The 17737-nt window shown below is 70.5% G+C and carries 17 protein-coding genes; 13 read left to right on the top strand and 4 right to left on the bottom strand.

What is annotated here, in order from left to right; genetic code table 11:
- Window positions 1–670 precede the first annotated feature (670 nt).
- The 11 genes from D3272_RS10555 to D3272_RS10505 all read left to right on the top strand — a co-directional run bounded on the left by D3272_RS10555 (window position 671) and on the right by D3272_RS10505 (window position 11362).
- Window positions 671–1675: a questin oxidase family protein gene (locus tag D3272_RS10555; RefSeq protein WP_129219140.1), complete on the top strand. Its 1005-nt coding sequence runs from the start codon at window positions 671–673 to the stop codon at window positions 1673–1675.
- Window positions 1672–2904 (top strand): amidohydrolase, encoded by a 1233-nt coding sequence (locus D3272_RS10550; RefSeq protein ID WP_129219111.1) that lies wholly within the window; start codon window positions 1672–1674, stop codon window positions 2902–2904. Before D3272_RS10555 ends, D3272_RS10550 begins: the two co-directional genes overlap by 4 nt.
- Window positions 2901–3731 carry a creatininase family protein gene (locus tag D3272_RS10545; protein ID WP_129219110.1) on the top strand — a complete coding sequence of 277 codons (831 nt, stop codon included), beginning with the start codon at window positions 2901–2903 and terminating at the stop codon, window positions 3729–3731. The genes D3272_RS10550 and D3272_RS10545 overlap by 4 nt, the downstream gene beginning before the upstream one ends.
- A gap of 32 nt (window positions 3732–3763) precedes the next feature.
- Window positions 3764–4462 (top strand): cysteine hydrolase family protein, encoded by a 699-nt coding sequence (locus D3272_RS10540; RefSeq protein ID WP_245496488.1) that lies wholly within the window; start codon window positions 3764–3766, stop codon window positions 4460–4462.
- A 2-nt stretch (window positions 4463–4464) separates the two neighbouring features.
- On the top strand, window positions 4465–5139 hold the full coding sequence (locus D3272_RS28385) for an amidase family protein (protein WP_428977980.1): 675 nt from the start codon (window positions 4465–4467) through the stop codon (window positions 5137–5139).
- Window positions 5133–5888 carry an amidase family protein gene (locus tag D3272_RS28380; RefSeq protein ID WP_165361305.1) on the top strand — a complete coding sequence of 252 codons (756 nt, stop codon included), beginning with the start codon at window positions 5133–5135 and terminating at the stop codon, window positions 5886–5888. The genes D3272_RS28385 and D3272_RS28380 overlap by 7 nt, the downstream gene beginning before the upstream one ends.
- 168 nt (window positions 5889–6056) lie before the next feature.
- Window positions 6057–7133, top strand: coding sequence for an ABC transporter substrate-binding protein (locus D3272_RS10525; protein ID WP_245496487.1), 1077 nt, complete (start codon window positions 6057–6059; stop codon window positions 7131–7133).
- Between the two features lie 5 nt (window positions 7134–7138).
- Window positions 7139–8212 carry an ABC transporter ATP-binding protein gene (locus D3272_RS10520; RefSeq protein WP_129219137.1) on the top strand — a complete coding sequence of 358 codons (1074 nt, stop codon included), beginning with the start codon at window positions 7139–7141 and terminating at the stop codon, window positions 8210–8212.
- The gene (locus tag D3272_RS10515) at window positions 8209–9072 is read left to right on the top strand and encodes an ABC transporter permease (RefSeq protein WP_245496486.1); all 864 of its coding nucleotides are present in this window, start codon (window positions 8209–8211) and stop codon (window positions 9070–9072) included. The genes D3272_RS10520 and D3272_RS10515 overlap by 4 nt, the downstream gene beginning before the upstream one ends.
- Window positions 9069–9893 (top strand): ABC transporter permease, encoded by an 825-nt coding sequence (locus tag D3272_RS10510; protein ID WP_245496485.1) that lies wholly within the window; start codon window positions 9069–9071, stop codon window positions 9891–9893. The genes D3272_RS10515 and D3272_RS10510 overlap by 4 nt, the downstream gene beginning before the upstream one ends.
- Entirely contained in the window at window positions 9890–11362 is a 1473-nt protein-coding gene (locus D3272_RS10505; RefSeq protein WP_165361304.1) for an NAD(P)-binding domain-containing protein, read from the top strand. The genes D3272_RS10510 and D3272_RS10505 overlap by 4 nt, the downstream gene beginning before the upstream one ends.
- A gap of 17 nt (window positions 11363–11379) precedes the next feature.
- On the opposite strand, the gene D3272_RS10500 is transcribed toward D3272_RS10505, so the two are convergent.
- Window positions 11380–12354: a LysR family transcriptional regulator gene (locus D3272_RS10500; RefSeq protein WP_281010792.1), complete on the bottom strand. Its 975-nt coding sequence runs from the start codon at window positions 12352–12354 to the stop codon at window positions 11380–11382.
- A gap of 74 nt (window positions 12355–12428) precedes the next feature.
- Between D3272_RS10500 and D3272_RS10495 the strand changes: the two genes are divergently transcribed.
- The gene (locus D3272_RS10495; protein ID WP_129219105.1) at window positions 12429–12935 is read left to right on the top strand and encodes a nucleoside deaminase; all 507 of its coding nucleotides are present in this window, start codon (window positions 12429–12431) and stop codon (window positions 12933–12935) included.
- 343 nt (window positions 12936–13278) lie between these two features.
- A complete protein-coding gene (locus D3272_RS10490; RefSeq protein ID WP_129219104.1) occupies window positions 13279–14100 on the top strand; it encodes an alpha/beta fold hydrolase in 822 nt (273 codons plus the stop codon).
- Window positions 14101–14330: 230 nt separating this feature from the next.
- Here the strand turns inward: D3272_RS10490 and D3272_RS10485 are convergent, their stop codons facing one another.
- The 3 genes from D3272_RS10485 to D3272_RS10475 are packed head-to-tail and all read right to left on the bottom strand — an operon-like array spanning window position 14331 to window position 17729.
- Window positions 14331–15173, bottom strand: a complete 843-nt coding sequence (locus tag D3272_RS10485; protein ID WP_129219103.1) for an MBL fold metallo-hydrolase — start codon at window positions 15171–15173, stop codon at window positions 14331–14333.
- A 1-nt stretch (window position 15174) separates the two neighbouring features.
- Window positions 15175–16170: an ABC transporter permease gene (locus D3272_RS10480; RefSeq protein WP_129219102.1), complete on the bottom strand. Its 996-nt coding sequence runs from the start codon at window positions 16168–16170 to the stop codon at window positions 15175–15177.
- A complete protein-coding gene (locus D3272_RS10475) occupies window positions 16167–17729 on the bottom strand; it encodes a sugar ABC transporter ATP-binding protein (protein WP_129219101.1) in 1563 nt (520 codons plus the stop codon). The genes D3272_RS10480 and D3272_RS10475 overlap by 4 nt, the downstream gene beginning before the upstream one ends.
- Window positions 17730–17737 lie beyond the last annotated feature (8 nt).

The raw sequence follows: 17737 nt of genomic DNA, 5'->3' as shown, positions 1-17737 counted from the left end.
GCCACACACGAGCCTCGGCGCAAAACCACCCGTCAGCCGCCTCGCACTCGACAAGGACAACCTATTGAGGCTCCACATCTAGGCGACCAGCTCGCGCATGTCGCTCCTTCGGCAATGAGGCACAGGATCTGCTCCCGATCCACCACCCAGAGTCGATGATCTTGGTCCGCCGCCTCACTGTGGCTGGACCCGCAGACAACCGGTTCGGGCAGCCCTTCGACGCCGGCCTCGTCCGGTGCTGCATGGTCGATCCCACAAGGAACCGATGCCCATCCAGGGAAGGCACTCCACTCTCCGGTAATGCCGGGGCTTCGGGCTGCGCTCGATGAACGCGCAACGAGAGACGGGTCGGTAACGGCCTTTTTGAACGAACGCCGAAAAACCCCTGTCCAAACTGAAACTGGCGACTGGCGCCGATGTGAATCTACGGTCTGCCGACATCTTCGAGGGAAACGCCGTCTGGGTCGTTGGCGCGACGAAGACGCTTTCAGGCAGGTGCATCGTCAAGCCCCCCGTTGCCGAAACGGCATCGCGGCGTCGTTCAAACGTGGCCTTGCGGGCCTGCGACCGTCCTGTGAACCTGCGGAGCCCGGACGGACAGCGCCGGAGCGTGATGCCGCGGCGGGATCCCATGTCACTTGCAACGATCTCGTCTCATGGCCGTCCAGGAATGGGCCTCGATGCCTTGGTGGCGGAGGCTCGCCAGCGCAGCGCCGAGTTCCCGGACGTGCTTGCGAACCATCTGCCCATGATCCTTGTCGCGCTCGACAGGCTGGGAGCCGGTCCCGAGCGCGAAGCGGCCTTCTTCGAGACCTATGAAATCGACAAAGGCCTCGTCCCCGTTCCGGCCCCCGTCGCAGCCATCGATGCCGGATCCTGGACGTCGGTCCTCGGGGACCGCCGACGGGAAGCCGATGCCCGCCTGTTCTTCACCGGAGAGGTCACGAAGCGCGGCATCGCGGGCGCATTGAGCACCTATCTCCCGCGCCTGGCGCCCGGCGTCGCCGGCAGCGCGCTGCATCCGCTGATGCGGCTCGCCTATGGGGTGCTGCGCGGCGATCCGGCCGAAGTCGGAACGGCGCTCGGCTATTGGGCCTGCTGCTATCTTCCCCTGCCTCCGGCGGGAGCCTCCCCGCCCGACACCGACGATCCTGGCCATGTTCTGGCGCGCGTCGCCGCGCTGCCGGGCCTCCGGGCCTTGCCGGCCTACGACCACCTGTGGCACGCCATCCGTGCCGCGGCCGCCGACCCGGACTTCGCCCCGGTGGTCGATTGGCTGCGGATCGACGGCGCGACCCCGGCCCGGGTCGCCGCGACGGCGCTTGCCCTTTACGCGGCCACGATGGACTTCGCGGCCCTCCACGCCCTCACGGGAGCGCATTGGGTGCGGGTCGTGTCGCGGGTCTGTCCGGATCCGATGCTGCTCCGGTGTTTCTGGCAGTCGGTGGCCGCGCTGGTGCCCAGCATCGGCTTCCCGACCTTGCCGGACCCCGAATGGATCGACGCCATGCGCCGGCTGCCTTGCCCGGACTGGCCGCTCATCAAGCGAACGGCGGTCGCGTCGGACGACGAGCACGACATCAGCCTCGTCTTCTCGGCGAGCGAGGAGGAGAAGGCCTATGGCGATCCGCTCTACCGCGTCGTCGCCGCCCGGCGCGTGGGATTGATCGCATGAGCGATCCGTCGCCCGATGCTCTGACGCTTCACGACGCCATCCTGGCCGATGGACGGCGGGTCGACGTCCTCCTTTCGGGCGGTCGCATCGCCGCCGTCGCGCCTGCCGGAGACCTTCCGCCGGCGCCGGGCCCGTCCCTCGCGTGCCACGGCTCGCTGCTGTCGCCGTGCTTCGTCGACGGCCATGTCCACCTCGACAAGACTCTGCTCGGCCTGCCGCTGATCCCGCACCGTCCCGGCTCCACCGTGGCCGACCGCATTCGCAACGAGAAGGATCTGCGCAAGACGCTCCCGCTGTCGATCGAGGAGCGGGGCAGCCGGCTGATCGAACAGGTCGTGGCCTTCGGGACCGGGGCGGTCCGGACCCACGTCGACATCGACACCGAAGTCGGCCTGTCGGGGCTCGAAGCCGTGCTGCGCCTCAAGGAGCAATATCGCGCCGTCGTCGACATCCAGGTCGTGGCCTTTCCTCAGAGCGGCATCCTGCGCGATCCCGGCACGGCGGACCTGCTCGACGCCGCCATGGCGGCGGGCGCCGACCTCGTGGGCGGCCTCGATCCCGCCGGCATCGACGGGGACGTCGGCGGCCATCTCGGCGCGGTCTTCGCCATCGCGGGGCGGCACGGCGCCGGCGTCGACATCCACCTCCACGACCCGGGCCCGCTCGGGGCCTTCGAACTGCGCGACATCGCCGCCCGCACGCTGGCGACAGGGCTCGGCGGCCGCGTCGCGGTCAGCCACGCCTACGCGCTCGGCGCCATCGACGATGCAGAGCTGGGCCGCACCGCCGCGGCGCTGGCCGAGGCGGGCGTGGCGATCATGACCAATGCGCCGGGCACCGGGCCGATGCCGCCGGTGCTGAGGCTCAGGGACGCGGGCGTGACGGTCTTCGCCGGCTCCGACAACATCCGGGACGCCTGGTGGCCCTACGGCGACGGCGACATGCTCGACCGCGCGGCCGTGATCGGCTATCGGCAGGGCTTCTTCACGAACGACGACCTCGCCCAGGCCTTCGCCATGGCGACGGTGCTGCCGGCCACGGTGCTCGGCCGGCGGGGCTACGGGCTCGCCGTCGGCGACGCCGCCGACCTCGTGCTGCTGCCGAGCGCCGGCATCGCCGACGCGGTGCTGGAGCGGCCCCGCGCCCGCACGGTGCTGAAGCGGGGGCGGATCGTCGCCGCCGAGGGGTCCTATCGCGGCCCGGGCCCGGCGACGGGGGCGGCTGCGTGAGCCGCCCGCACTCCCGCTGGTGGTGGGACCTTTCGACCCGCGAATTCGCCGAACTCGACATGGAGGGGATCGTCGCCGTGCTGCCGGTCGGCGCGGTCGAACAGCATGGGCCGCACCTGCCCGTGCGGGTCGACGCCGCCATCAATGCCGGCATCGTGGCCCGCGCCGTCGACCTGATGCCCGACGACCTGCCCGCCCTGATCCTGCCGGCCCTGCCGATCGGCAAGTCGAACGAGCACCTGGCCTTCCCCGGCACCTTGAGCCTGCCCTATGACCTGCTCGCCCGCCTGTGGTTCGAGGTGGCCAGGAGCGCATGGCGGGCCGGCGTGCGCCGGATCGTCTTCTGGAACTCCCACGGTGGCCAGCCGCAGGTGATGGAGATCGTCTGCCGGGAGTTGCGCGTGGAACTCGGCATGCTGGCGGTCGGCGCCTCCTGGTTCCGCGCCATCGACACGGCCGATCTTTATTCCGAGACCGAGCGCCGGCACGGCATCCATGGCGGCGAGTCCGAGACGGGCGTCATGCTGCACCTCCATCCCGGGCTCGTCCGCATGGACCTCGCGGAGGACTTCCAGCCGCGCTCCATGGAGATCGAGCGCCGGGGCGGGATGCTGAGCCCCGAGCACGGCGTCGGCTACGGCTGGCAGGCGCAGGACCTGCACCCGGCCGGGGTCGCCGGCAATGCCGCCGCAGCCGATGCCGACCGCGGCCGCGAGGAGCTCGAGCGCGCCGCCCGGGCCCTGGTCCGGCTGGTGCGCGAGGTGGCCGACACACCCATGGACGTGGTCACGCAGCAGACGGCCTTCAGACCGGTGCGGAACCGGTGAGAGGCGTAGATAGGGAGCCGGGGATCGCGAGCGTGCCCTACCGGTTCCCGCTCGACGGCCGGCTCGCGGACGGCGGCACGGCCCTGTTGGCGATCGACATGCAGGCGGACTTCTGCAGTCCCGGCGGTTTCATGGACCGGCTCGGCCTCCCCTTCGGCGAACTCCGGGCCGTGCTGCCGCAGGCCGCGGCCCTTCTGTGGCATTTCCGGTCGCTCGGCTTCCCCGTGATCCACACGCGGGAAAGCTTCCCGCGCGATCTGTCGGGCGTCCAGCCGAACCGGCTGTGGCGCGGACCGGACGGGCTGCATCCCGTTGTCGGTGATCCCGGGCCGCTCGGCCGTCACCTCGTGGTGGGGGAGCCCGGCTGGGCCATCGTGCCCGAGGTGGCGCCGGAGGGTGGCGAGGCGGTCTTCGACAAGCCGTCCTATGGCGCCTTCGGCGCCACCGCGATCGGGGCGAAGCTCGACGCCGCCGGCATCCGCAACCTGATCGTCTGCGGCGTGACGAGCGACTGCTGCGTGCGAACCATCGTGGCCGAGGCGCTCGACCGGGGCTACGACTGCCTCACGGTCTCCGACGCCACCGCGGCGACGTCGCCCGCCGTGCACCGGGATGCGATGCGGCAGATCGCCATGAAGGGCGGCGTGCTCGGCGCGGTGGCCGACACGCAGGCCGTGCTGGCCGGCCTGGCAGGCCCGGCAGGCCGACACCAGCGCCTGCCGGAGACGTGAGCATGGACTGCGCCGCCGACGACCCTGCCCTCGACGCCTTGGGTTTGTCCCACGCCATCCGGGCCGGCACGCTGTCGGCCCGCGACGCGATGCGGTCGTCGCTGGCGCGGGCCCACGACCACGCGCATCTCGGGGCGATCCGGCTCCTCGATGCCGCCCAGGGCCTGCGCCGGGCCGACGCCCTCGACGCCCTGCTGCGGACCGATCCCGCCCGGGCCGCCGCGATGCCGTTCTTCGGCGTGCCGTTCTTGATGAAGGACCTCGGCGCCACCGCCGCCGGCTTCCCCGTCGTGTGCGGGTCGCGGCTGCTCCTTGATCTTCCCCCGCCGATCGCAAGCAGCGATCTCGCGGCCCGTTTCGAAGCCGCCGGCCTCGTGCCCTTCGGGGTCACCACGGTGCCCGAGTTCGGCATGACATTGGCCTCCGAGCCCGCCATCGGTCCCATGGCGCGCAACCCGTTCGATCCGAGCCGGACGCCGGGAGGATCGTCGGGCGGTGCCGCGGCGGCCGTCGCGGCCGGCATCGTCACCCTGGCCCAATCGGGCGATGCCGGCGGCTCGACCCGCGTGCCGGCGGCCTGCTGCGGCCTCGTGGGCCTGAAGCCGACCCGGGCCGCGGTGCCGGGGGGCCCGCCTTCGGCAACCATCTCCACGGCCTCGCCTGCGAACTCGTGCTGAGCCGCGGCCTGCGCGACACGGCGGCCGCGCTCGACGCCGTCGCGGGACGGGCACGCGGGCCCGAGCCCGATCCCGATCTCGGGCGGCTCGCGTCGGAGGCGCTGGCGCGCCCGCCGGGACCGCTGCGCATCGGGGTCTGCGCCGAGGGGCCGCCGGGCTTCCCGGTCGAGGCCGAGCGCCAGCAGGCGGTCGGCGAGGCCGCCGGGCTCCTGGCGGCCGCCGGCCATGCGCTGGTGGCGATCGATCCGGAGCGGCTCGGCCGCTTCACCGCGCAGGCCACCTCGGTGTTCGACCACGTCATCGCGGTGAACGCCGCCCGCAACCTCGGGCCACTCGGGCCGGCCGCGCTGGCCCGGGTCGAGCCCCTGACGCGCGCCGTCGTGGCCCGGGGGCTCGCGATCGGCGGCGTGGCCCTGCAGGCCGCCCTGGCGGCGGGCGTCGCGGTCGCGCATGGCATGTGGCGGCTCTTCGACGAAGTCGACGTTCTGCTGACGCCGATGCTGGCCACCGCGCCCCCGCCGCTCGGCGCCTTTCCGATGGACGGCGAGGATGTCGACGAGAACTGGCGGCGCATGAACGCCTTCGCTCCCTATGCCATGCTGGCCAACGTCGCGGGCGTGCCCGCGCTGTCCATCCCGCGTGGCCTCGATCGCGCCGGCCTGCCGCTGGCCGTCCAGCTCATCGGCGCCATGGCGACCGACGCCAGGCTGCTCGCCGTGGGCCGCCAGCTCGACGACCGCCTGACCTGAAACCGCCCGGATGACGGCTTGGGACCGGCGCGGCCCGGCCCGACGGGGCCGCCGCCCATCCGTTGCCGAATCGCGCACGGTCCGTGCGGAACACGTGCCTTCCGGGGGTGCCCGGCATCGGACACGCTCCCGTTACCGCCGCAGGTGGCGATGAACGGGAGACGGGCCTTGTCGGTTTTGTTCACGCGCCGCCAGACCTTGGCGGGTATCGTCGGCGGCGTCTCGGCCGGCCTGCTCTCCGTCGAGCGGGCCAGGGCCGCCGTCGCCGAACTCGTCTGGGCCACCTGGGACTCCAACGCCCATCCGGAATACGTCGAACCCTTCAGGAAGGAGACCGGCACGGCCATCAAGCTGTCGTTCCTGTCGAGCGAGGATGCCCAGTTCGCGGCGCTGAAGACCGGATCGGCCAAGGACTGGGACGTGGTCAACCCAGGCCTCAACGGCGCGTGGCGCTACATCGACGGCAAGGTGCTGCGGCCGCTGGACCTCGCCAGGATCCCGAACCGGCAATACCTCTACGCGCCGTTCAAGGACACGCCCAAGGTGGTGGGCAAGGACGGTGCCACCTATGCGGTACCCTACCTGTGGGGCCTCAACCCCATCGTCTACCGCAAGGACATCTACAAGGACGAGCCGACCTACGCGACGCTGTTCGATGCGAAGTACAAGGGGCAGCTCGCGATGCGCGACTACGCGCTCGAGAGCATCGGGGTGGCCGGCCTCTACATCGGCATCCCGCGCGACCAGGTCTTCACCATGGACGACAGCCAGCTGGCGGAGGCCAAGAAGGCACTGATCGCGCAGAAACCGTTGCTTCGCACCTATTGGCAAACGATCGGCGACCTCACCAACCTCTTCGCCACCAACGAGGTCACCTGCGCCTTCTCGTGGCGCGTCCCCTACGACGCCTTGAAGGGCAAGATGGCCATGGGCATGGCCAAGCCCAAGGCCGGCATCTTCGGCTGGTGCGACACCTTCGCGATCCCGACGTCGACACCGGACGACAAGGTGGCGGCGGCGCATGCCTTCGGCAACTACCTGCTCGGGCCGGACTACGCCATGGCGATCGCCGAGATCGGCAATTACGCGACGGCATCGAGCGTCATCCGCGACAAGCTCAGCCACGACAAGCAGGAAGCCATCTTCGTCGATGACATGTCGGTGATGAATTCATTCATGTGGCCGGTCGCGCCCCCCAACTACTCGGCCTGGCTGAAGGTCTGGAACGAGGTCAAGGCGGCGTGAGCGCGATGGCGGAGCCGCGGGCCGGTGGCGCCGGCGCGCCCGTCCTCCTGTCGGCCCGCGGCCTCTTGAAACGCTACGGTGCCAACCCGCCCGTGGTGGCGGGCGTCGATTTCGACGTCGCCGAGCGTGCCTTCACGACCCTGCTGGGCCCTTCGGGCTGCGGCAAGACCACGATCCTGCGCATGATCGGCGGTTTCGAGACCCCGACGGGTGGCACACTCACGCTCGACGGCGTCCTCCTGGGGGATCATCCGCCGGAGCGGCGGCCCGTCAACACGGTGTTCCAGTCCTACGCGCTGTTCCCGCATATGAGCGTGTTCGACAATGTCGCGTTCTCGCTGACGCTGCGCTCGGGCACGGGCGACGTCGCCGCCAAGGTGCGGCGCGCGCTCGACGCGGTCCACATGGCCGAATTCGGCGACCGATACCCGTCTCAGCTGTCGGGCGGCCAGCAACAACGGGTCGCCGTCGCCCGCGCCATGGTGGCGGAGCCGCGCCTCCTGCTGCTCGACGAGCCACTGTCGGCGCTCGACCGCGCCATGCGGGCGCACCTGCAGCGCGAACTCAAGGACCTGCAGCGCCGCCTCGGCATCGCCTTCGTCTATGTCACGCACGACCAGGACGAAGCCTTCGCCCTGTCCGACACCGTCCTGGTGATGAACGCGGGACGGATCGTGCAGGCCGGCGCGCCCGAAGCGGTGTACCGGCGACCCGCCAGCAGCTTCGTGGCCGGGTTCATCGGCGGCGCCACGCTGCTGCCCGGACATGTGACCGCCGTGAGCGAGGCCGGAACCACCATCTCCACCGCGCTCGGCACCTTCGAGGCTCCTGGCCATCCGGGGCTGGCCCAGGGCATGCCGGCCTCGCTCGTGCTGCGGCCCGACAGCATCGTGGTGCGCGAGGGCGGCACCGTGCAGGCGGCCGTGCGGCACGTGACCTTCATGGGCCAGGGTTATGCGGTCGACGCGGAAGCCCAGGGCCAGTCGCTCCGCTTCGCGGCCGCCGAGCCCCCGAGGATCGGCACCACCGTGCCGCTCTCGGTGATCGGGGACCGCGCCTACGTGACGGCGCCCGCGTGACCGCCGGCCGCTCGCTCCTCGCGCTGCCGATGGTCCTGCTGCTGCTCGGCGGCGCGATTCTGCCGCTCGCCATCCTGGTCGTCATCAGCTTCTGGAGCGTCGACTTCGACGCCTTCGAGCTCGTCCCCGGTTTCGGCCTCGCCAGCTGGCGCGAGGTCCTGGGCAATCCGACCTACCCCTACCTGATCGGCAAGGCGGTCCTCACGGGGTCGGTGACGGCCGGGCTGACGGCGCTCGCCGGCTACCCCATCGCGCTGTCGCTCCTGCGCGTGCCGCAGCGCTGGAAGAGCGTCGCACTCGTCGTGCTCATGACGCCGCTCTACACGGGGGAGATCGTCCGCATCTATGCCTGGCGCCTCGTGCTCGGGACGGACGGCCTCGTCAATGGGGTGCTGCTCGGGCTGCACCTCGTGCAGGTACCGGTCAAGGTCATCCTGTTCTCGCCCGTGTCGACCATCCTGGCCCTCGTCTACGACGAGCTGCCCTTCATGACGCTGGCGCTGTGGATCGCGCTGGAACGGCTCGACCTGCGTCTCGTCGAGGCGGCCCGCGACCTCGGGGCGCGCCCCCTCACCGCCTTCGTCCGCGTGACCCTGCCGATGACCAGCACGGGGCTCTGCGCCGGCGCCCTGGCGGTCTTCGCCCTCTCGGCCGGCGACCTGCAGACGCCGAACTTCCTCGGCGGGCCCACGGGCGCGACGGCGCTGGCCTCCATCGACAATTTCTTCGGCACGGCCTTCGACTGGCCGACCGCGTCGGCGCTCGCCCTGTCGCTGCTGTTCGCGCTCGGCATCGTGGCGGCCGTGGCGAGCCTCCTGATCCTGCGCATCGGGGGCGGCGCCGTCCGGACGCGGCCGTGACGCGCCGCGCCGCCATCGTGCTCGCCGCGACGGCGGCCTTCCTCTACCTGCCCATCGCCGTCCTGGCCGTGTTCTCGTTCAATGCATCGCGGCTGATGGCCTTCCCGCTGTCGGGTTTCACGTTGGAATGGTACCGCTCGCTCGCCGCCAACACCAAGTTCCAGGCCGGTTTCGTGACGAGCTTCCTGGTCGCGCAACCGGTCGGCATCCTGAGTGCCGCGCTCGGCCTCGGCGGCGCGCTCGTCCTGGTATCGGCGCGGCGCGCCGTCCGGCTTGGCCTCGCGGCGCTGCTGATGGTCCCCTTCCTCGTACCGAAGACCGTGCTGTCCATCGCCCAGGCCATGGTCCTGGCCCGCTTCGGCCTCGATCGCGGCGCCGGCACACTGATCGCGGCGCAGATCATCGTGTCGGTTCCCTTCACGACGGCGATCATCGCCTCGGTCCTGGCCCGGCTCGATCCGCGGCTCGAGGAGGCTGCGCGCGACCTCGGGGCGACCCCGTGGGCCTGCTTCCGCCGCATCACATACCCGCAGATCAAGCCAGCCGTGTCGGCGGCCTATTCGGTAGGGGTGATCCTGTCGCTCGCCGACCTGACCATCGGGCTGTACCTCGCGGGCCGCACCCAGCCGCTGTCGCTGATCGTGGCTTCGGAATTCCGCCGGGAGCTCAGCCCGGACCTCAACGCCATGCAGGTGTCGGTGCTGGTGCTCACGGCCGTCATCGTGGTGCTGACGGAGGGCTACGGCCGGCTCCGCACCGCCCGCCGGCGCAGGACAGCGCCCCGCTCCCCCTCTCTCGCTCGAACGGAACGCGTCGCGTGATCGCAGCTGCCGCCTCGGCCCTCGCCACCCAAGCCCGGGAAGATCTCGCGGCCCTGAGCTATCCCTGCGTGGACTGGGTCACGCCCGGCATCGGGCCGGACGGCACGCCGGTCCACGCCACGATCGTGGTGGGGGCGGGGCAGTCGGGCCTCGCCATCGCGGCGGCGCTTCGGCGCGAAGGGGTGGCCGACGTCGTGCTGCTCGACGGCGCACCCGCCGGCCAGGAGGGCGTGTGGGACACGTTCGCCCGTATGGAGGAGTTGCGCACGCCGAAGGGTCTGAACGGCATGGAGTTCGGCTGCCCGAGCCTGTCCGTGCGGGCCTGGTACACGGCGCATCACGGCGCGGCGGCCTGGGACGCGCTCGACCGCATCCCCCGCAGGGCCTGGGCCGGCTATCTCGCCTGGTATCGAGACACCCTCGGCCTCGCGGTCGAGAACGACACATCCGTGACCGACATCCGCGACGCGTCGGCGGATATCCTGGCCGTCGCCACCCGCACACCGGCCGGGCCGCGCATCCGCCACGCCCGCACCGTCGTGATCGCGACGGGCTACGACGGCGCCGGCGGTTGGACGGTTCCGGCCTTCATCCGCGACGCCCTGCCGCCCGACCGATACCACCACACCAACGGCCCCGTGGATTTCGCGCGGCTGCGGGGCGCCCGCGTGGCGGTGCTGGGCCATGGCGCATCGGCCTTCGACAATGCGAATGCCGCCCTGGACGCCGGTGCGGCGCGGGTCGACCTCTGCTTCCGGCGCGCCCGCCTTCCCCGCGTCAATCCCTACCGGCACATCGAGAGCGCCGGCATGATGACCCACTATGCCGCACTCGATCCCGCGATCCGGTGGCGGATCGCGCGGCACATCCGCCTCGTCGACCAGCCGCCGCCCCGCCGCACCCTGGACCGCGCCCTGGCGAACTCGCGCTTCCACCTCCATCCCGCGACCCCCTGGCGGAGCATCGGGACGGCGGGCGACGCCATCCTGGTCGACACGCCGCGCGGCACGCTGGCATGCGACCACCTGCTCTGCGCCACGGGGGCAGCGGTCGATCTCACGTCCCGCCCCGAACTGACGTCCCTCGCGCCGCTCGTGGCGCTGTGGCGCGACCGTCATGATCCCGGCACCGAGGAGGGCGACGACCGGCTCGGTGCCTATCCGTTCCTGGAGGGCGACTTCAGCTTCGTGCCCCGCGGCGCGGGTGCCGACTGGGTCGCACGGGTATTCTGCTTCAACGGCGCAAGCGGCGTCAGCCATGGCCTGCATGCCACCTCGATCAGCGGCCATCGCCACGCCATGCCGCGCCTCGTCCGGGGCGTGACGGAGCGGCTCTTCGCGGGCGAAGCCGGTCGGGTCCTCGGGCGGCTCGCCGCCTATGCGGACATCGACCTCGACCTGCCGGAGGATTTCGAGGCTGGCCACCACGGCCTGGGACGCCCGGCCGGGAACGCGGTCGACGCCGCATGATGCATCTTCCGCGCCCGCTATACCGAGTCGCGCACGGCGCCGCCGACGAGTTCGAGCGGTTCGCCCTGCCCGGGCTCGCGGTGCTCATCGGCCACCTGGCGCAGCGCCGCATCGACAGCCTCGGCGAACCGCGCCCCCGCGACGGGCAGGATGCGGGCTGCCTTCACGATCAGCACCACGGTTTCTCGCGGGAAGGCGCGGGCCTCGAAGGGGACGAAGACCACATCCCGGCGCCGGATCTCCCCGGCGATGCCGATGCGGGAGCGCACCCCGATGCCGATGCCGGCCTTGATCATCGCCGTCATGGTCTCGAACGAATTGGTCTCGAGGCGGCGGGCGAACAGCAGTTCGGCGTCGCCTCCCAATTGGGCATTGAAGAGCTGCCGCGTCGAGAACCCGCCGTCGGGAACGATCAGCGTCTCTCCGATGAGGTCCGACAGCTTGATCTCGCCCCGCGTCGCCAGCGGGTGAGCCGGGTGCATGACGGCGCCGATCGACACCGCCGCTTCGCTCCGGCGTTTGATGCGCGCCTCGCCTGCCGGACTGAACGCGATGCCGAGATCCGCCTCGCCCTCCGCCACGGCGGTGACGACATCCTGCATATCGCGGACGCAGACCGAGAAATCGACGTGGCGGTGGGTCTGCCGGAACGACTGGATGACCCCCGGCAGAAAGTCTTTGCCGATGCCTTCCTCGCAGGCGACCACGACGTGTCCGCGCCGTGCACCGCGAAGATCGCCGATCTCGGCGATGGTCTGGTCGAGGTCTGCCTGGCTCTTCAGCACCCAGCGATAGAACAGTTCGCCCGACGCCGTGAGCTTGAGGCCCTTGCTGCTCCGCTCGAACAAGGGTGTCGTCAGTTGTTCTTCGAGCTTGATGATCTGGCGATTGACCGCCGATGGCGCGATATTGATCTGCTCGGCCGCCTTGCGGATCGAGCGCGCCTGCACGGTTTCCCGGAAGTATCGCAGGGCGATCCAGTGGAAATGCATGGGCATCGGCTGAACCCTCTCGATTGCGGAGGGAACCAGCAACGCTCGTGCCAAAGGAGCGAAGGACCACCAGCATGGACCAGGTAGCCGGCCAGGACGGCCTCGACCACCCGCGGTTCCTGCGCCGCAGCTTCGAGGTGGCGCGCGCCGCGCGAGCGGCCGGACATCATCCCTTCGGCGCCATCCTGGTCGGGCCGGACGGTGTGGTGCTGATGGAACAGGGCAATGCGACCGGGGCCGGGCGGGACATGACGGCCCATGCGGAACGAGTCCTGATGACCCGCGCGTCGCGGGCCCATCCGCCGGCCGTCCTGGCAGGCTGCACCATGTACACCTCTGCCGAACCCTGCGCCATGTGTGCCGGCGCGGCGTACTGGGCGGGTCTCGGCCGCATCGTCTACGGGCTGGCCGAACGCGACCTCAAGCTGCTGACCGGCGATCACCACGAGAACCCGACCCTCGACCTTCCCTGCCGCACGGTCCTCGCGGCCGGCCAGCGCCGCATCGAGGTCATCGGCCCCCTTCTCGTCGATGAGGCGATGGCCCTGCACGAGGGTTTCTGGTCCGATCCGACCGGGTAGGGTCAGCGGCTTTCTCCCACGTGTGGGCGAGCCCTGGTGGACGGACGATACGGCAAAGCGGCACGAGCCCGAGGAGATCGTCACCGAGCGACGTCAGGTCGACGTGCTGGTGTCCAACGCCAGCCACATGCCGCCGGTGGCCATGACGCGGGGGGTGGCCCACGTCGTCGTCGAAGCCGTTGCCGCGATGGCTTCATAAATGCATGCTGGCGCTCACCGGATCTCGCGGGCGCGATCGCCGACAGTGGCTGGCGCTGGGTCTCGCGAGCAGGGCTCCCGGTCGCGCTCCAACCCCGCGTTCGCCGCACCGACGACCTCACCGACCCACCCAGGGACGACCGAAATGGACACCATCACCGTCAAGGACGGCACGGAGATCTTCTTCAAGGATTGGGGCAGCGGTCAGCCGATCGTGTTCCATCATGGATGGCCCCTCAGTGCGGACGACTGGGACGCCCAGATGATGTTCTTCCTCCAGCACGGATATCGCGTGGTCGCCCACGATCGCCGGGGTCACGGCCGGTCGACGCAGACCTCGACCGGCAACGACATGGACACCTATGCGGCGGACGTCGCCGAACTCGCGGCCGCTCTCGACCTGCGGGACGCCATCCACGTGGGCCATTCCACGGGGGGCGGCGAGGTGGCGCGCTATGTCGCCCGACATGGCGGGGGACGGGTCGCCAAGGCGGCGCTGATCAGCGCCGTGACCCCGATCATGGTCAAGACGGACACCAACCCGGGCGGGTTGCCGATGGCGGTCTTCGACGACATCCGCAAGGGCACGGCCTTCGATCGAGCCCAGTTCTACGTCGACATCACCCTGCCGTTCTACGGCTACAACCGTCCAGGCGTGACGCCCGTCGAAGGCGTGCGTCGGAACTGGTGGCGTCAGGGCATGATGGGCGGTGCCAAGGCCCAGTACGACTGCATCAAGGCCTTCTCGGAAACGGACTTCACAGACGATCTCAAGGCCATCGAGGTGCCGACCCTCGTCATGCACGGAGAGGACGACCAGATCGTCCCCTTCGCCGACGCCGGCCCCCTGGCCGCCAAGCTGCTCCGGAACGCGACCACGAGGTTCTATCCCGGCTTTCCCCACGGCATGCCGACCACGAACGCGGACCAGATCAACGCCGACCTCCTCGCCTTCGTGAAAGCCTGAAGGTTCGGGACGGGGCCGTGACGGGACCGGCCTCATGGAAGTCCATGACGGCCCCGTAGAGGGCGGGGGTCGCAGCCGTCGCTGCACCGCTCGGGTGGGGCGAGCCACGTCGAAGGCAAGCGTCGAGGAGGAGCTTCGACGTGACACCAAGCTTTCGCCGACGACGACCTCGTCGGGTCCGCGCTCCCGAACGAACGGCCGGGCCTCCATGCCGTCGCGCGGCCTGTCCGTCAGGCAGCCTTCACGATCCGGAACCCATCGACCTCCTTCACGACAGGCCAGCCCTTCCAGCGCTCGGCATCGTGCAGGATCACCAGCCGGTCGAGGTCGCCCTGGATGGCCTGTCTGATGCGGTGGATGGTCTTGAGCTGATCCCAGGCGGAGCCGATCGCGTTGGTGAGCGGCACGTAGATGCCGCTGTGATCGTGGCCGCAGATGTTGCGATGCGCGTAGACGCAGTCGCCGGAGATGACGACCCGGCCGCGGGCCGTCTCCAGCATCGTGAATTGCTGGCCCATCGTATGCCCTTCGCCGAGCCGCACGTGCAACCCGGGGAGAAGGTCGTCCACGTCGCCGTCGAGAAGGTTGAGCCGGTGCTCGACGGCGGCGTCGAAGGCGCTGCGGAGATCGTCCGGGTTGATGATCTCGGTGAGGAAGCCGAACTCGCGCGGCAGCGCGATGGCCTCGTGCCAGCTCAGGATCTCGCGCTTTTGGATGTGCAGCTGCGCCTTGGGGAATTTGCCGATCGCGCCCATGTGGTCGAAATGCGCGTGGCTCAGCACGATGTCGGTGACGTCGTCGGGCTCGACGCCCATCTCGGCCAGCATGCGCAGCGGCGAGATCCAGAACGGCACGTCGAACTTCACGCTCATCGCTTCGCCCGAGCCTTCGCGCATGAAGCCCGTGTCGCAGAGCACGATGCGGTCGGCCCCGCGGGCCAGGACGAAGGAAAAGGGAAGGTCGTGCACCTCGTCCGGCGGCGCGCCATGGATCAGCCCGGCCATGCGCTGCTGGCGTGAGCGGGCGAATTCGATGACGTGAACGTCCCAGAGGGGCCGAGCGGCATGGGTCATGTCAGCTTTCCGCGATGGATCGGCCGAGGCTCGACAGGCCGACCGCGACGATGAGGATGGCGCCCTGCAGGACGTATTGGGAGAAGGTCGGCGCCCCGAAGATGTTCAGGCCGTTGAAGCCGAAAGCGATGATCAGGGCGCCGATCAAGGTGCCGAGCACGTGGAACTCGCCGTCGCGCAGCGTGGCCGAGCCGAGGAACACGGCCGCGAAGGCGGTGAGCAGGTAGCTGTCGGCGGCGCTGGCCGTGCCGCTGCCGAGCCGCGAGGCGAGCAGGATGCCGGTGAGGGCCGCACACATCCCGGAGATCACGAAGCCCAGGATCTTGATGCGGTCGACATCGATGCCGGCGAGACGGGCCGCGGCGGGATTGCCGCCCACGGCCTGGATCTCCTGCCCGAGCGCCGTCCGCTCCACCAGGAGCCAGAGCCCGCCCACGACGATCGCCACCACGACGATGTTGTTCGGGACACCGGCGAGCCAGCGGCCGAGGGAAAGCTGCAGAAAGGACTCCGGCACGCCCGCCACGATCGGCACGCCGGCCGAATAGGCGAAGGCGAGGCCGGTTAGGATGGTGCCGACCCCGAGCGTCGCGATCACCGAATTCACCCGCACCTTGGTGACGATCAACCCGTTGACCAGCCCGACCAGCGCGCCGGCCGCGAGCACGACGAGGACGGCGACCGGGATGGGCAGCTTGTTCGAGACGATGAGGCCGGTGACGAGGATGCCGTGCAGGCTCGCGGCGAAGCCGATCGAGAGGTCGAGTTCGCCGACCACCACGGCCAAGGTCAGGCCCGCCGCGATGATCATGGCGAGCGAGGCCTGGTTCAGGACGTTGGTGAAGTTGTTGACGGTCGGGAAGGCGCGCGGCGACAGCACCGCGAAGGCCAGGATCATGGCGAGCAGGCCGAAGATCGTGGCGTAGCGGGCGAAGAATCCGAGCCCGGCCTTGGCGCGGGGCGACAGCCGGCGACGAGGGGCGGCGACGGCGCTCATGCGGGGGCTCCTTCGAGGACCGGTTCGGCGTAGCTCGCCTCGATGATGGCATTGCGGGTGAGGGCGGGGCCGGCCAGTTCGCGCAGGACGCGGCCCTCCGCCATCACGAGGACGCGGTCGCAGAGGTCCGGCAGTTCGTCCGGTTCCGACGAGATGGCGATGACGGCGATGCCGCGCGCCGCGAGGTCGCGGATCAGGCGGTGGATCTCTCCGCGTGCGCCGACGTCGACGCCGCGGGTCGGCTCGTCGAGGATCAGCACTTTCGGGCCGCGCAGCAGCCAGCGGCCCATGACCACCTTCTGCTGATTGCCACCGCTGAGCCGTCCGACCGGCGTGTCGGCTCCCGGCGTCCTGATCGCGAGATCGTGGATCACGCTCTGCGCCAGCGACGTCCGCCGCCGCTTGTCGATGAGCGGAAACGCGGCTCCGTGGACGACCCGGTCGAGGTTGGCCAGCTGGAGGTTGAAGGCGACGCTCTTGGTCAGCAGCAGTCCCTCGGCACGTCGCTCTTCCGGCACCAGGCCCAGACCCGCCTTCACGGCGACGGCCGGAGACCGGGGTGCGAAGGGTCGGCCGTCCAGCATCATGGTCCCGGCGTCGATCCGGTCGGCGCCGTAGATCAGCCGCACGAGTTCCGTCCGGCCGGCGCCGACGAGGCCGCCGATGCCGAGAACCTCGCCGCGCCGCAGGTCGAAGCTCACGCCGGTCACACGTGGCTGCCGGGCGAGACCCCGGACGCTGAGGACGACGTCCCCGGCGGGCGGCGGACCCGGCGACCTCACGACGCCATCGACGCCGCGTCCCACGATGGCCTCGACCAGAGCGGCGCGGGACAGGTCGGCGCGAGGCATCTCGGCGACCGAGCGGCCGTCGCGGAACGCGGTCACGCGGTGGCACAGGCGCAGGATCTCGTCGAGCCGATGCGACACGTAGAGCACCGCGACGCCCGAGGCGGACAGGTCCTCGACGATGCGGAACAGCTTCTCGCCCTCGGCCGCCGACAGCGAGGCCGTAGGCTCGTCCATGACGATGAGCCGCGCCTTGCGCATGAGCGCGCGGCAGATGTTGACGAGCCACTTCTCGGCCGTCGACAGCCCCTTCACGCTCGCGAAGAGCGGCGCCGTGATGCCGACCCGTGCCGCGACGGGCGCGACCTCCCGGGCCACCGCGCCCCAGTTCACCATCCCGAACCGGCTCGCCTTGGGCAGACCCAGCATGATGTTCTGGATCACCGTCATGCCGGGAACGAAGGCGAGTTCCTGGTGGATGAAGTTCATCCCGAGGTCGGCGGCACGATGCGGGGTGGCGATGACGGTCGGCTGGCCGTCGATCAGGATGCGGCCGGCATCGGGCTGGGCGAGGCCTGCGAGCATGCGGATCAGCGTCGACTTGCCTGCCCCGTTGGCGCCGACGAGGCCATGCACCTCGCCGGGCATGATCGACAGGGACACGCCCTTGAGCGCCTGGACACCGCCGTAGCTCTTGGCGACGTCCTCGGCGCTGACCAGGGGGCCGGCGCCCGGCGCGACGGCGAGACCCTCGACGTTCGGCCTCGACATCTGCAGGG

Origin of the sequence: Lichenibacterium ramalinae (assembly GCF_004137085.1) — a bacterium.
Taxonomy (GTDB): domain Bacteria; phylum Pseudomonadota; class Alphaproteobacteria; order Rhizobiales; family Beijerinckiaceae; genus Lichenihabitans; species Lichenihabitans ramalinae.
Note: the sequence above shows the minus strand (reverse complement) of the source record. Positions and strands in the feature narration are given on the sequence as shown.

Bases quoted from the DNA above. Each gene is read 5' to 3' on its own strand.
- D3272_RS10520 (WP_129219137.1), top strand. From the start codon at position 7,139: ATGGCGGAGCCGCGGGCCGGTGGCGCCGGCGCGCCCGTCCTCCTGTCG.
- D3272_RS10480 (WP_129219102.1), bottom strand. From the start codon at position 16,170: ATGAGCGCCGTCGCCGCCCCTCGTCGCCGGCTGTCGCCCCGCGCCAAG.
- D3272_RS10555 (WP_129219140.1), top strand. From the start codon at position 671: ATGGGCCTCGATGCCTTGGTGGCGGAGGCTCGCCAGCGCAGCGCCGAG.
- D3272_RS10475 (WP_129219101.1), bottom strand. From the start codon at position 17,729: ATGTCGAGGCCGAACGTCGAGGGTCTCGCCGTCGCGCCGGGCGCCGGC.
- D3272_RS10500 (WP_281010792.1), bottom strand. From the start codon at position 12,354: ATGCATTTCCACTGGATCGCCCTGCGATACTTCCGGGAAACCGTGCAG.
- D3272_RS28385 (WP_428977980.1), top strand. From the start codon at position 4,465: ATGGACTGCGCCGCCGACGACCCTGCCCTCGACGCCTTGGGTTTGTCC.
- D3272_RS10495 (WP_129219105.1), top strand. From the start codon at position 12,429: ATGGACCAGGTAGCCGGCCAGGACGGCCTCGACCACCCGCGGTTCCTG.
- D3272_RS10550 (WP_129219111.1), top strand. From the start codon at position 1,672: ATGAGCGATCCGTCGCCCGATGCTCTGACGCTTCACGACGCCATCCTG.
- D3272_RS10485 (WP_129219103.1), bottom strand. From the start codon at position 15,173: ATGACCCATGCCGCTCGGCCCCTCTGGGACGTTCACGTCATCGAATTC.
- D3272_RS10490 (WP_129219104.1), top strand. From the start codon at position 13,279: ATGGACACCATCACCGTCAAGGACGGCACGGAGATCTTCTTCAAGGAT.